10 protein-coding genes are annotated in these 14,109 nt (G+C 43.3%); 9 read left to right on the top strand and 1 reads right to left on the bottom strand.

All coding sequences use genetic code 11. The annotated features are described in order from the left end of the window. The first annotated feature begins 59 nt into the window (after positions 1 to 59). The 9 genes from AC23P2_RS06325 (at position 60) to AC23P2_RS06285 (ending at position 12,229) form a co-directional block, all read left to right on the top strand. The gene (locus AC23P2_RS06325; RefSeq protein ID WP_487772404.1) at positions 60 to 1,055 is read left to right on the top strand and encodes an FAD:protein FMN transferase; all 996 of its coding nucleotides are present in this window, start codon (positions 60 to 62) and stop codon (positions 1,053 to 1,055) included. 38 nt (positions 1,056 to 1,093) lie between these two features. Then, positions 1,094 to 2,572 (top strand): ankyrin repeat domain-containing protein, encoded by a 1,479-nt coding sequence (locus AC23P2_RS06320; RefSeq protein ID WP_487772403.1) that lies wholly within the window; start codon positions 1,094 to 1,096, stop codon positions 2,570 to 2,572. A gap of 57 nt (positions 2,573 to 2,629) precedes the next feature. Next, a complete protein-coding gene (locus tag AC23P2_RS06315; RefSeq protein ID WP_487772402.1) occupies positions 2,630 to 3,127 on the top strand; it encodes a DUF2271 domain-containing protein in 498 nt (165 codons plus the stop codon). Between the two features lie 4 nt (positions 3,128 to 3,131). Beyond that, entirely contained in the window at positions 3,132 to 5,231 is a 2,100-nt protein-coding gene (locus AC23P2_RS06310) for a PepSY domain-containing protein (protein ID WP_487772401.1), read from the top strand. A 96-nt stretch (positions 5,232 to 5,327) separates the two neighbouring features. After that, positions 5,328 to 6,530, top strand: coding sequence for a hypothetical protein (locus tag AC23P2_RS06305; protein WP_487772400.1), 1,203 nt, complete (start codon positions 5,328 to 5,330; stop codon positions 6,528 to 6,530). A gap of 119 nt (positions 6,531 to 6,649) precedes the next feature. After that, positions 6,650 to 7,555: an NAD(P)/FAD-dependent oxidoreductase gene (locus AC23P2_RS06300; RefSeq protein WP_487772399.1), complete on the top strand. Its 906-nt coding sequence runs from the start codon at positions 6,650 to 6,652 to the stop codon at positions 7,553 to 7,555. Between the two features lie 413 nt (positions 7,556 to 7,968). Then, on the top strand, positions 7,969 to 10,413 hold the full coding sequence (locus AC23P2_RS06295) for an outer membrane beta-barrel protein (protein WP_487772398.1): 2,445 nt from the start codon (positions 7,969 to 7,971) through the stop codon (positions 10,411 to 10,413). 183 nt (positions 10,414 to 10,596) lie between these two features. Continuing rightward, positions 10,597 to 11,484: a TraB/GumN family protein gene (locus tag AC23P2_RS06290; protein ID WP_487772397.1), complete on the top strand. Its 888-nt coding sequence runs from the start codon at positions 10,597 to 10,599 to the stop codon at positions 11,482 to 11,484. Position 11,485: 1 nt separating this feature from the next. Then, a complete protein-coding gene (locus AC23P2_RS06285) occupies positions 11,486 to 12,229 on the top strand; it encodes a hypothetical protein (RefSeq protein ID WP_487772396.1) in 744 nt (247 codons plus the stop codon). Positions 12,230 to 12,573: 344 nt separating this feature from the next. On the opposite strand, the gene AC23P2_RS06280 is transcribed toward AC23P2_RS06285, so the two are convergent. Next, positions 12,574 to 14,004, bottom strand: coding sequence for a 3-keto-alpha-glucoside-1,2-lyase-like domain-containing protein (locus AC23P2_RS06280; RefSeq protein WP_487772395.1), 1,431 nt, complete (start codon positions 14,002 to 14,004; stop codon positions 12,574 to 12,576). Positions 14,005 to 14,109 lie beyond the last annotated feature (105 nt).

Raw genomic sequence — 14,109 nt, 5'->3', positions numbered from 1 at the left:
CACACACAACTGGTACTAGCTGAGTGTGTAATTGTTTCATTTTGACGATTTTAAATGCTATGCTAATTCGTATTTTTTTATTGGGAATAGTACTTTCGACCTTATTTTCATGTAAGAGTGAGGATAACTATCAGAAAATGACGGGTACTGCCCAAGGCACTACCTACGCCGTTACTTTTCGAGGCTCATTCGACGATTTTACAAAGACCCAAGCCGACAGTCTTTTTAACGTTATTGACAAAAGTATGTCGCTATGGGATAGTACTTCCCTGCTTTCCCGCTTCAATAATTCGCCCAAAACACAGGCCATCGACGAGCATTTTTACAACGTGCTTCAAAAATCGTTTGAGATTTACGACCTATCCGAAGGCGCTTTTGACCCAACCGTGGGGCCACTGATCAAAGCCTACGGTTTTATCCGCAAACAAAATCTTGCTGAACTGTCTCAAGCCTCCATCGACTCCATTCTTCCCCTCATCCACCTCAATAAAGTCTCTTTTAATGAGCAACAAGTGGAAAAAGACAACCCTAAAGTACAGTTAGATTTTAATGCCATCGCGCAAGGCTACACAGTTGACATCATCGCTTCTTTTCTCGAAAATAAAGGCATTGAGCATTACCTCGTTGAAGTAGGCGGTGAAGTGAGGGCAAGGGGAGTGAACAAAGAAAATATACCGTGGAAAGTAGGGATAGAACAACCCAACCTCAACGAATCAAACGAAACCAACCCTCTTCAATTGGTCGTAGGTTTGGAAAATGTTAGTCTAGCTACCTCAGGCAATTACCGCAATTTTATTGAAGTAAACGGAAAACGAATTAGCCACATTATTGACCCAACCACGGGCAAACCCGTCACTCACAACGTAATTTCAGTTTCGGTCATCGCACCTACTTGCACCGAAGCCGATGCGTGGGCGACGGCATTTACGGTGTTGGGGAAAGAAAAAAGCCTCAAAATCGCGAAAAAGCTAGATTTCGAGGCACAAATCACCTCCCTTTCCAACGGACAACTTGAGGTAGTCCAGACCGAAGGGTTTAAAAAACTAGTGCAATAAACCAGACCAATATATTCAACTTTCAATCCGAGTGTACCATGAAGTATTCCTTTTCATTCGCTCTTGTACTTGCGTTGGTAAGTACGTCGCTTTTTGCCCAAAACATCTTTCACAATCGTGAATTTTGGGCGACAAAACCCAGCATCGAGGTCGTAAAACAAAAAATGGCCGAAGGCAACAACCTCCTCGAAATGGGGCCAGGTGGCTGGGATGGGCCTCTTTTGTCTATCATGGCCGATTGTAGTTACGAAACCATTCAGTTTATTTTAGACCAACCTGGCATTGATGTAAATGTTGTCACGCACCATTCGAACAACTACTTGATGTGGACCACTCAAAAAGGCAACGTCCCCGTGATGAAGCTTTTGTTGGCGAAAGGTTCAAAAACGGACATCATCAACAGCCACGGTCAATCGCTCTTAATGCACGCAGCCCTCAGTGGCAAAGCTGACCCCGAAATGTATGATTTGTGCCTCAAAAACGGCGGAGACATCAAAAACGACAAAGACGAAGAAGGTCGCAATGTAATGCTTACGGCCATTGGCGGACTTAAAGACGTGTCTTTCCTTAATTATTTTGTCAGCAAAGGACTGACACTCAAAGACACAGACAAGAAAGGAAATGGGCTTTTTCATTATGCCGTTCAGGGAGGTAACATCAAAACACTCAAAGACTTAGTAGCCATGGGAGTGAGTTATGCCCCTAATACAGCGGGCGAAAATGCCTTTGCCTTTGTGGGTCGTGGCCGTGGTGGGCGTATCAACGTGGAGTTGCTTCAATACCTCAAAAGCCTTGGTTTAAACCCTAAAGCAGCATCTCCCAACGGCCAATCGTTGGCCCACACCGTTGCTCGGTTAGGCGCGGAAGAGCCCGTTCTGCAATTTTTGGTAGAAAATGGGCTTTCACTTTCGGAAGCTGATAAAGAAGGAAATACGCCTTTGATGCTTGCTGCAAGCCGAGGTAATGCCGCGTTTGTTACGTTTTGGTTAGATAAAAACAACGTAAACGCCGCCAACAAAGCAGGCCAAACCGCGCTTGCCCAAGCCGTGGCTACAAATACGCCTGATGTGGTAAAATTGCTGATTGACAAAGGGGCAAATCCCAAAATTAAGGACCAAAATGGCAACGATTTGTACTACACTTTGATTAGCTCTTATCGCAAAGGGAAAGGCAGCATTCAGCGTACCAGCGACATCATGAATTTATTGCAGGCTTCGGGCTTGGCAATGCCAAAAACGGGCAAACTTTTGCATACAGCATTGGACAAAGACGACAAAGACCTCCTGGCCAAACTCATTGAGTCGGGCGAGGATGTGAATGCCAAAGACAAAGACGGCTACACCGTTCTTCACTACGCTGGAATGAAGTCTAAAAACTTAGACTTGTTGAAATTTTTGGTAGAAAAAGGTGCGAACCCAAGCGTAAAAACTGAACTCAACGAGTCGGTGGTTGATTTGATTGCCGAAAACGAAGTGTTAGGAAAACAAAAATTGAATCTTGATTTTCTCAAAAAATAAGAAAACTAATTTTTCTGCTTGTTTACCGCATAAGGCATGGCAGGAAAGAGTCACAATATGAACAAGTCAAAAAAAATAATGGTGGGTGTAGTGGCCGCGATGGTCACTATTGCCTCTTTCGGGTTCCACAAACGTTCTGCCGAAGTATCATTCAAATGCCTAGTCCAGCTTACCAACTACTCTGGCGAGGGCGCTTACGTAGTGGTTTCATTGCTTGATAGCAAAGGGAAATACGTAAAAACCCTGCAAGTATTTGGCAAGGAAAAACGCTGGTACGATGACCTTCCTTCGTGGTTTAAATTTTACACCACCAAAAAAGAAAATGTGGACGGCGTCTCAGGGGCTTCTATCACCGCTGGAAACCGCAAAGTGTTTTCGCTCACTGCCGATGAAGCCACTTTTGGAAAAGGGTACAAACTACGTTTTGAAACGGCCGTTGAAAACCAAGAATACAAAGAAAAAGACGTCGAAATGGATTTTTCGGAAGCCAATATTGGCACTACCATCAATGGTACTGGCTATATTCGGTACGTAAAATTGCTTAAAACTCCTTGATTGAATGACTAAAATTTGGCGAAGACTACATTTTTTTAGCACCGTAGTCGCTGGACTTTTTATTTTACTTGCCTCCATCACGGGCTCAATTTTGGCTGTGGAACCTTGGTTTCACAGCCAAAATGCTGTTTCGGGCACCTATTCCTCTGACTTGACGTACGCAGCGTTTCAGCAAAAAATACAAGAAGAGTTTATCGAACTCTTTAGCTTAGAACAGGATGCGTACGGCAACCTCAAAGTTGAAGGAGTGGGTCTGGAAAAAGAGGGTACTCTTTATGTGAACGCCCAGACGGGCAAAATTGTCGCAAGCCCCAGCGCCCTCTCCCCCATTTTTGATTTATGTCGTGACTTTCACCGCTCACTTTTTCTCAAAACACCAGGTCGCATTTTGATGGGACTGGCATCGTTGGCGTTGGTTTTTCTTACCATCAGCGGAATTGGGCTCCACCTCAAAAGGGCGGGGGGAATCAGAGCTATTTTTGCCTCCATCAAAGTACTCGAAATCAAACGCGACGGCCATGCCCTCTGGAGTCGGTTATTTTGGGTACCCATTCTAGTCATCGCCATTTCGGGCGTCTATCTTTCCATTGTTCGATTTGCCCCATCCCCCGCAAAGCACATCGTATCAGCCAAGGTTCAGCCCATTAGCCTCCCACAAATTTTACTGAAAGATGTCAAAAAAGTGACTTATCCCATGATGGACGACGAGCCGTTGGTGATTGAAACCGCTGATAAAATTCTGTATTATACCAAATCAACAAACCAACTGATCAAAGTCGAATTACTTCCCGTAAGCGAACAGCTACGGGCAACGAATTTTGTGCTCCACACGGGCGAAGGGACAAAAATCTGGACGGGTATTTTGCTTCTTACGGCACTTGTGATGATTTTTTTAAGTGGTACAGGTTTCCAAATGGTGGCAGAAAAGTGGCGACAGAAAAAGCATTCGTCAGCACTGGATGGTACTGCCGACGTTCTTATTCTAGTCGGATCAGAAACAGGCCATACGTGGCGCTTTGCCGATGCGTTGGAACAAGCTTTTCACCAACAAGGCATCCGAGTAAGTTCTGTAGGAATGGAACATTTTCCCGTGATTAAAGGAAAGAAAACGCTCTTGTTTTTAAGCTCTACCTACGGCGACGGCGATGCTCCCGAAAATGCTCAACGTACCCTCCATCAGCTTGAAACCCTACTTTTGGACGCCGAACAAGTTCAGTTTTGTGTCTTGGGATTTGGTTCAAAAGAATACCCCGCTTTTTGTGCCTTTGCGAAAAAACTTAGAAATCAACTTAGAGAGCTGCCTAATACCCAAGAAATTGTCACCTACATGACAGTCAACAACCAATCCGTAGTTGAGTTTGTTGATTGGGTACGAGCCTTGAACAAATCCCGAAAACTTCAGCTTTCGATTGACACCAAGCAACTTAAACCTGTTCGCAAAAAAGGGTTAGCATCATTTATCATCCTCGAAAAGCAAGAGCAGCAAGATACCTTTCTGCTTCGTGTGGCGTATCCTACCAAACTTTCCATTCAATCGGGCGACTTGTTGGGCATTTATCCACCCCAAGAAAACATCGAACGATTTTATTCCATTGCGGTCGTTGCACCTTCCGAATTAGTACTCATCATAAAACGAACGGGGCTTTGTTCCAACTTCTTGGGTAGCTTGTCCGCAGGTGATACATTTGATGCCTACCTCAAACAAAATCCTTCTTTTTATTGTCCAAATAACACGCCTGTTTTAATGATTGCCAACGGGACAGGTATTGCCCCCTTTTTAGGAATGCAATCTTCTGAGAGTGTACTCTATTGGGGAGGCAGAAACGCTTCTGATTTTGAATTATTTGCCGATTATGCGGGTACCGCTAAATATCATTTGGTTTTTTCGAGAGAAAATAACGGTGGCTACGTCCAAGACTTATTGGTAGAACACCAGTCGGAAGTGGGACGTTTACTCAACAACCAAGGTTCAATCATGATTTGTGGGTCGCTTACGATGCTGAATGGCGTCCTACAACAACTTGATTCCATTTCTTCCAATTTTGAGCTGCCGTCTGTTGAAGCCCTAAAGCAACAAGGACGAATTTTGATAGATTGTTATTGATTGGCTGTCCTTCGTTTTGATTTTTTGCAGCAATGTTGCAAAAAATCAAAACGAAGGACCTATATTTGCATCATTGTTGCAAATATATTTATTCCAATGAAAAAACACCTTTATTACAGCTCGCTTCTTGCTTTAGGTATCGCCGCTACAATTAGCGCTTGCCACCAACACAATGACGTAAATCCAGACGACGACGCCCTTGAACACAAATTTATCAGGGTCATGGTCAGTGACGAAAAGACAACCGACCTTTCGTATGTCAATCCCCGAACGGGTGGTGTTACGTTTGAAAAAGCACTTTTTCCAAAATCTGCCCTTTATACCACTGCATCAGGACGATTTGGGGTATTAGTACACCGTGAGGATAATTACGTCCAAGCATTCGATAGTGGTTTTGAACAACATAGCGACCACGTTGATGTTAAAGGAACTCCTAAATGGGCAGCCATTGCAGGTCAAGGTAAACTTCCGACCCACTTCAAAAGCAAAGGCAATGAGGTTATCATTTTCAATGATGGTGACGGAACACTTGATATTGCCCAAGAATCTGATTTTCATAGTACTGGCGCAAAGATGAAAGCCATAAACGCGGGCAATGTAGCACACCACGGCGCCATGACTAAATTTGACAACGGTACGTATGCTATTACCGAAAAGGATGGTTCTATTGCTGGGACACTCCCCGAACGCGTAAAAATAGTGGACGCCAGTGGTAAACAAATCGCTGCTTCTACAGTGCAGACAAAAGGAATCCACGGTAATGCCTCAGATGGTAAAGTGGCGCTATTTGGTTCAGCTAGTGGAGTTTTAGTAGTAGAGCAAACAGGTACCCAACGCCTCATCCCTCACCCTGCTGACTTCGGTACAGCCTGGTTTGGAACAATTTTAGAGGGTGGGAACACATTTGTAGGCTACACTGCCGCTATGGGAGCTTACATTATTGACGTTGCTAACAATAAAATCACTCCCATTGTGGCCAACAAAGACATCATGCAGTGTAAAGTAGATTACACTGGCAATGTGTTGGTTGTTCTACTTCATTCGGGAGAGGTTCAATTATACAACATCAAAACGAATCAACTTATCAAGAGCGGCACTATTTTACCCGCCACTGACAAAGCTGAAACGCAAAAGCCACAGATTGAGGCAACTTCCAAATACTTATACGTAACTCAACCAAAAACTGGGGAGTTATTACAAGTGGAAATTGCGAATCTGTCTAAGTCCCAAAAAATCAAAATCTCGGCTACTCCTTACAGGCTTGCCATTGTAGGGATTGAGTCAAGTGAAGAACATTAATAAATGTCGAATGTAAAGGGCAGAGTGTCGAATGTAAATCGTGACGAGGGTTACTCACTACCCGAGAACGAATAGCTAAAATTCGACATTCTGTTCTTACTTGTTGACACACATAAAATATGTCATTTCCAACCTACGAAGTCATCATTATTGGCGGGAGTTTTGCGGGGCTGTCAGCGGCTATGAGCCTTGGCCGTGCTTCAAGAAAAGTCTTAATTATTGACAATCAGCTACCTTGTAACCGACAAACGCCACATTCGCATAACTTTCTGACCCAAGACGGAGAAGCACCTCTAACTATTTTAGAAAAATCTCGTCAACAAGTGGCGGCCTACCCGACGATTGAGTTTAAAATAGGTACGGTGAGTAATGCTGTAAAAACGGCTAACCTGTTTGAGGTCACACTCCAAAACGGGGCGCAATTTTCAGGGAAAAAGCTCCTCATTGCAGCAGGTATTAAAGACGATACTTCTCAGATAAAAGGACTCTCGGAATGCTGGGGTATTACGGTCATTCATTGCCCTTATTGTCACGGATTTGAAGTGAAAGGATTGCCCACAGCAGTCGTTGCCAACGGAAACGATGGATTTGAGTATGCAAAAATGATTTTCCATTGGACTCAGCAATTGACACTTTGTACCAACGGCCCCTCTACCCTTTCGGAAGAACAACTTCAAACGCTGCTTCAGCGGGGAATTTCGGTAATGGAAGAACCCATTGAAGCATTTATCCACTCTCAGGGGCAGCTCGAACACCTTTTATTTCAAAACGGAAAAACCCTCTCTGTGGCGGCGGCCTATTTTCGTCCCCCTTTTGTCCAATCAGGCGATTTTAGCGCGCAACTGGGTTATGAACTAACGCCACAAGGTTACATTCAGGTCAACGAAATGCAGCAAACCAGCCAACCTGGGGTGTATGCCGCAGGTGATAACACGTCTCCTTTTCGGTCGGTGGCCAATGCCGTTGCCAAAGGCTCGATGGCTGGCGCAGTTATTAATCGAGAACTCATTGAGGAGTCGTTTTAAAAAGGGGCGTCGGAGACGCTAATCCGTTTTTGCCCCAAATTATAGTTTAGGGCAAGCAAAAGGAATCGTTTTAAAAAGGGCGTCGGAGACGCAATTCCGTTTTTGCCCCAAATTATAGTTTGGGGCAAGCAAACTTTTTTTTGCTGTTGATGCAACCTTCTTGCTCGTTATTGCATCTTATAGACATAACAGCACATTGAAAGCAAAGCAATCCATGAAATAAGTAAACAAAAGGCAGTAGTTAGAAGCATTGATTTTGCCTAACTGCTGCCTTTTGACACAAATAAGCAGTTTTTACAGCCAAAACCGCTTATCTAAAAAAAATTACCGCTTATGTAAAAAAAGGTAGCTTGCAATGCACAGTACTATACCTTTGAAGCAGTAATTAACAACAGCCATTTTAAACAATAGCCATGAAAACTTCTAGCAGCTTCATTGCAGCATTCGTTTTGCTTTGTTCCAGTGTAATTGCCCAATCGCCCTCGAAAGGAAAAATCACAGGAGACGTTAAAGAATCAGCCACAAAACCACTTCCTTTTGCCACGGTTTTGTTGCTCAATGCCAAAGACTCTACCCTCGCCAAAGGGGCTATTTCGAGCGAATCTGGCACTTACGAATTTGAAAACATTTCACTTGGTCGGTATTTGATTTCGGCCACAATGGTAGGTTTTCAGAAATCATTCTCTGCGCCTTTTGAACTAAAAGAAGGTCAACTTAGCCTGAAAGTCCCATCGCTTATTGTTGCTGAAAACACCCAAACCCTTCAAGAGGTGAAGGTAGTTTCCAAAAAACCATTTGTAGAACAACAGGTCGATCGGATGGTTGTAAACGTGGAAAACAACATTGGTTCGGCGGGTGGAACCGCCCTCGAAGTGCTTGAAAAAGCCCCAGGTGTGACCATCGACCGACAAAATGACCGTCTTCAGTTCAAAGGCCGCCAAGGTGTGATGGTGATGATTGATGGGAAGTTACAGCAAATTTCGATGCAAGATTTGATGAATATGTTGCAGTCGATGCCAAGCGATAATGTTGAAAAAATTGAACTTATCTCCAACCCTCCTGCCAAATACGATGCCGCTGGAAATACGGGCCTCATCAACATTGTGCTGAAGAAAAACAAAAATTTTGGTACCAACGGAAACTATACTTTAGGTGCTGGTTATGGTCGCTATGAGAAACTAAACGGCTCGCTGGGGCTCAACTACCGCAATGCCAAATACAATGCGTTTGGAAATGTGAGTGTTTTTCACGGGCGCTTCCAAAATACCCAAGACATCGACCGCACGATTGCGTTTCAAGACCAAGTTACGTACATGGACCAAAACAGTCCACGCGTAGGAAATCCTCAAAACGTGAGTTTTCGGGGCGGGGTTGACTTTTTTGTCACCCAAAAAACGACCATTGGTGTATTAGCCACTGGCTTTCTCAACCAGTTTAAAATGAATGGTGTTTCAAAAACGGATTTCCGCGATAAGAACCAAACGCTAACAAGTCGTTTTGAAACTGATACTTACAACCACAACCGTTTGGATAATTATACGGCCAACGTCAACCTTAAACACGATTTAGGGAAAGGACGTGAGCTGACTGCCGATGCCGATTACTCGATTTTTAATGGCAACTCTGGAAATGATTTACGTACTACCTACTTCTCCCCTAGTGATGAAATTACCAGCAAGGATGTGTTCAGAAACATCATGCCTTCAAACATCCAAATCGCGGGTGCAAAAATTGACTATATCCACCCGCTTAAAAAAGGCAAAATAGAAACAGGTGCCAAAAGTAGCTTTGTAAATACCGACAATGACATGCGTTTTGAAACCCAAGTAGATAACGTTTGGACACTTGACCCAACTCGCTCTAACCAGTTTATTTACAAAGAAAATATCAATGCAGCCTACCTAAATTATAGCACCTCATTGAACAAAAAAACGCAAGTACAGTTGGGCTTCCGCGCTGAGCACACGCACTCGCAGGGTAACTCAGTGACGCTCAACAACGTCGTGGATCGTAATTACGTCAACCTGTTCCCAAGTGTGTTTGTGTCTCGTTCGCTCGACACCAACAACGTGCTGAATGTCTCTTACAGCCGCCGTATCGACCGTCCCAATTACCGCAACTTGAACCCGTTCCAGTTTTTCCTTGACCCTTATACGTTCCAACAAGGAAATCCAAACTTGCGTCCACAGTTTACGAATTCGTTCCAAATTACCCACGTCTTCAAAGGCGCATTTTCAACTTCCTTGGGCTACAGTCGCATCAATGACGTGATTGCTGACCAAATTCCGAAACAAATTGCGTCTGAAAACAAGACCTACGTAACCACCGAAAACCTTGACCACCAAGACAGCTACAACCTCACGTTCAGTATTCCAGTGACGGTTAATAAATGGTGGACGATGCAAAACAACATCAGCGCGTTTTATAACCGCTACCGCTCGTTCTATTACGGCGCTGACCTCGACTTGGGGCAATTTGGAGCAACGGTGTTTATGACCAACAACTTCACTTTACCCAAAGGATATACGGCCGAATTGAGCGGTTTTTGGAACTCCCCAACGCAGTATAACCTCTTGCAAGCCAAAGCACAAGGACAAATCAGTGCTGGTTTTGCCAAGTCGCTGTGGAACCGTAAAGCCTCTCTGCGCGTCAACGTGAACGATATTTTCTTCTTGAACCGCTTTGCAGGCACGGTAAAATACCAAGATTTGAATTTCAAAATATATTCTCGCTGGGAAAGCCGCCAAGTACGGGTATCATTTACTTATCGTTTCGGAAATCAAAACGTGAAAGCAGCTCGCCAACGTAGCACAAGTACCGACGACATCCGCAACCGCGCCAACTCGGGTCAAAACTAGCAAAAACAAGGGTCGGGAAACGAACCCACCCTTTCAACGATATTTTAGTTTAGGTTAAGAAAACGTCGGAAAGCCATGCTTTGATTAAGGCATGGCTTTTTTTATTTTGGTTTTTTAGTACCTTATTGCCCTGTTTTTACGTTAAACATTGGAATTAAACCTCCCTCAATTAGACAAAACGCCATGACAAAAACCGCTACCCTCCGAGTAACACTGCTCAGTTTGAACCGCTTCTTTGGTTTTTTACTTGTCCTTAGTGGCTTTTCGGCCTTCTCTCAAGAAAAATCGTTGCTCTGGGAAGTGTCAGGAAATGGGCTCGCTAAACCATCTTATGTATATGGAACCATTCACATGATTTGCCCCAAAGATTACTTGATGACCGACTCAACCAAATCGACCTTTGGGAAAGCGGAACAAGTTTATCTTGAATTGGATATGGACGACCCAACGTTAATGACCAAGATGATGCAAACTTCTATGCTGACCAACGGTAAAAAATTGAAAGACTATCTGTCGGAAGATGACTATGCTGTTTTGGACAATTATTTTAAAGAACGTCTCAAAATGAGTATTGCCATGTACAACGGCCTGAAGCCTTTTACGGTCATGTCCATGATTTACATGACTTTCCTCGACTGCCAGCCTCAATCTTTTGAATTAATGTTTACTCAAATGGCCACCAATTCAAAAAAAGAGTTGTTAGGCTTAGAAACTGTTGAATTTCAAATGGGCATATTTGACCAAATTCCGTACGAAAAACAAGCTGCCTTGCTTGTGGATATGGTTCGTAAAAAAGAAGAGTCTTCCAAAGAGTTTGAAAAAATGGTGGCATTATACAAAGCCCAAGACCTAGAAGCGCTCGTCAAGCTGATGGACGATAGCGACTGGGATTTTAACGGATACGAGGACATTTTGCTCGCCAATCGGAATGCCAATTGGATTCCAATTATGGAAAAAGCCATGCAGTCGAAATCGTCGTTTTTTGCCGTTGGTGCAGGACACCTTGGTGGAGAGAAAGGCGTTTTGAACTTGCTTAAAAAGAAAGGATATTCGGTAAAACCTATTTTATAAAATGAAAAAAAACACTTTGTTTCTCTTACTTACCCTTTCATTTTCAATCATTTCCCGCGCCCAAACCGTCGATGAAGTGATTGAAAATTACCTAAAAGCCATTGGGGGTAAAGAGAAGTTACTTTCCTTAAAAACACTACGAACAACGGGTTTTCTCAAAATGCAAGGGATGGAAATTCCCTATATTCAGCAACAAAAAGCGCCCAATTTACAACGTTCGGTCGCGTTGTTTCAAGAAAAAAGTATTTATCAAAACTGCTTTGACGGAACAACGGGCTGGCATACCAATCCAAAAACGCTACAATTAGAAAAGCTATCGACCGAAGAGAGCGAAACCTTAAAGGCTGACATTCAAATGCTTGACCCATTTGTAAATTATGCCGAACGCGGATATAGCGTGACTTTGGAAGGAAAAATGCTTGTTGAGGGCAAAGATTGTTACCGTGTGCGCTTGCTCAAAAAACCACCGCCAATGACCAACGCTACCGTAGCAGAACTGTCGAGTTTCTACTTTTTCGATACCAAAACCTATTTACCTGTTTTAGTACGAAATGCGATTAAAAAAGGAACAGGAAAAGGCGGGTATATGGACACGTATTTAAGTAAATTTCAAGCAGTTAACGACATGATTTTCCCGTTTGAAATTACTCAAAAAATCAATGGAAAAACCACGCTTTCGATCGCTGTCACCCAAGTAGAAACCAACCTTGATTTGGCAGATCAAGAGTTTGCATTTCCAGGCTAAGAGACTTTCCAAGTTTAATTCTCACATGAACCTGAAACTTGGAAAGTCTTATCACTACACCAGATTGAACGCATTAAAAAAAGTAGCCTCAGCGAGGCTGAATCTTAGTAGAAAAAAAGGGTAAAGGCAATTCAAAAGCCCCATCGGGGTGGCATCTTTCGCCGAACGTCGGCCGCCCCGATGGTGATTGGGGGGATTCGATTCCTCTTTCTACTAAGATGTAGCTCCTCTGGAGCAATGAATAGGTCTTTATATTTTAATGCGTTCAACCTGTCACTACACAAACAGCCTTTCCAGGGTTAATCCTCACATGAACCCAAAACTTGGGAAGGCTCCAGCTTACGTTATTCTTTCACAAACTCCTTCACGTCCACACCCTGTTTAAAACTCAGTTTATTTTCAGTCGGTTTAAATTGCACTGTTGCAAAGGCTTGGGGAATGCTAAAAGTATGGTTTCCAATGTATTTCATCTTAAATTCTGTTTCTGAGTTAATTACCTTTGCCACAAGTTTTTTGTCTTTTTGAAAAAATGTCAATTTGTAATCACTTGCAGGCTGGGCATACACCCCTACGTAAGGCTCAAGGGGCATTTTTTTAATTTCTTCAGCCAAATGAAGGATTTTTGACACCTCGTCTGTTTGTTCAATTTTTTCCGCATTTTCGAGTCTTGCCATGAGCCCCCAACCATAAAAATCATTAGCCACTGCAATAACCAGCTCATTTTCACCCTTTTTCAGATTTAGCTTTGCAACGGTATTGTTAATCGAAAGTCGTCCCCCAGGATCTTTTCGCATTCCAACTTGTTGAAACAGGTTTTTGTCAACCAACACCATTTCATTGTTGAGATAGACCCAGATTTCGTCGTTGAAGCCTATCTGTAAATTAGTGAAAGTCGGTTCTGAAGCCCTAATCGTCGTTTTGAGCCAAACCAGTTTGCGTTGTGGTGTAGCGCCAAACCGTCGCGTCAGGTTGAGTAACCCTGCGGTTTCGGCGTCAATGCTTTCCAAAAACGCCTCCGCATCTGGCAAATTTTCGGCAAAAGTTTCGTTGCCTTTCGGAAATAAAACGGGGGTAGAAATCGCCCATTTCCGTAGGTACTGCCCATCGTGTTTGGTCATATCAGTTCCTTCATAACTGGCCAATCCTTCGGTTTCGTTGGGCTTGATTTGTAAATTTGTGATATACCCTTCTCCTTCAAATGCAATACTACCTTCTGCCATTGTCCCCTCTAGTTTTGGAACTTCAAGTACCGTACTTGTCATGTCGTTCACATACACCTTCATTTGTTTGCCCGAAATCACCAATTTTATGTGATTCCATTCGCCCGTTTTGGCCATGGCAGGGGCTTGGTACTGCGGATAAATGTCCCACATATTGACTCCGTCAAAATAGGGGGCGTACTGGATGCCTTGATTGGCCAATTTACGCCCAATTCGGGGTACACGCAAATAGACAATTTCTTGTTCTTTGGCATCTTTTCGATGAAAATAGACCGCAGACGCAAACTCAGTGGGATGCGGCTCAACGTCAAACTCAATCGTTCCGTCTTTGAACACAACCTCTTTCAGCACCACCTGCCCCGACAATGACCCTATTTTCATAACTTTTTTACCCTTATAATCCGTAAATGTTACTTTACCCTCCTGAAAATCCCAGCGCTCAGGTGACAGTAGATTTGAATTATCCGTTATTTTTGAAGAAGAAACGTTCTTGTTTTTTTGTGCAACTCCTTGGAATGACACGACCATCAACATAAATGAAAGCAATTTTTTCATGGACAAATAGCTGTTTAGTTTTGGAAATTTTCCCAAAAGTCTGCGATTAAGCCCATTCTAACAGGTTCAAATTTGTGTCAAGTTAGGTTCAACTTCATTTCAATA

The sequence above is a fragment of the Runella sp. R0.1_18 genome, from assembly GCF_057652155.1.
Note: the sequence above shows the minus strand (reverse complement) of the source record. Positions and strands in the feature narration are given on the sequence as shown.

Bases quoted from the DNA above. Each gene is read 5' to 3' on its own strand.
- AC23P2_RS06325 (WP_487772404.1), top strand. From the start codon at position 60: ATGCTAATTCGTATTTTTTTATTGGGAATAGTACTTTCGACCTTATTT.
- AC23P2_RS06320 (WP_487772403.1), top strand. From the start codon at position 1,094: ATGAAGTATTCCTTTTCATTCGCTCTTGTACTTGCGTTGGTAAGTACG.
- AC23P2_RS06315 (WP_487772402.1), top strand. From the start codon at position 2,630: ATGAACAAGTCAAAAAAAATAATGGTGGGTGTAGTGGCCGCGATGGTC.
- AC23P2_RS06310 (WP_487772401.1), top strand. From the start codon at position 3,132: ATGACTAAAATTTGGCGAAGACTACATTTTTTTAGCACCGTAGTCGCT.
- AC23P2_RS06305 (WP_487772400.1), top strand. From the start codon at position 5,328: ATGAAAAAACACCTTTATTACAGCTCGCTTCTTGCTTTAGGTATCGCC.
- AC23P2_RS06300 (WP_487772399.1), top strand. From the start codon at position 6,650: ATGTCATTTCCAACCTACGAAGTCATCATTATTGGCGGGAGTTTTGCG.
- AC23P2_RS06295 (WP_487772398.1), top strand. From the start codon at position 7,969: ATGAAAACTTCTAGCAGCTTCATTGCAGCATTCGTTTTGCTTTGTTCC.
- AC23P2_RS06290 (WP_487772397.1), top strand. From the start codon at position 10,597: ATGACAAAAACCGCTACCCTCCGAGTAACACTGCTCAGTTTGAACCGC.
- AC23P2_RS06285 (WP_487772396.1), top strand. From the start codon at position 11,486: ATGAAAAAAAACACTTTGTTTCTCTTACTTACCCTTTCATTTTCAATC.
- AC23P2_RS06280 (WP_487772395.1), bottom strand. From the start codon at position 14,004: ATGAAAAAATTGCTTTCATTTATGTTGATGGTCGTGTCATTCCAAGGA.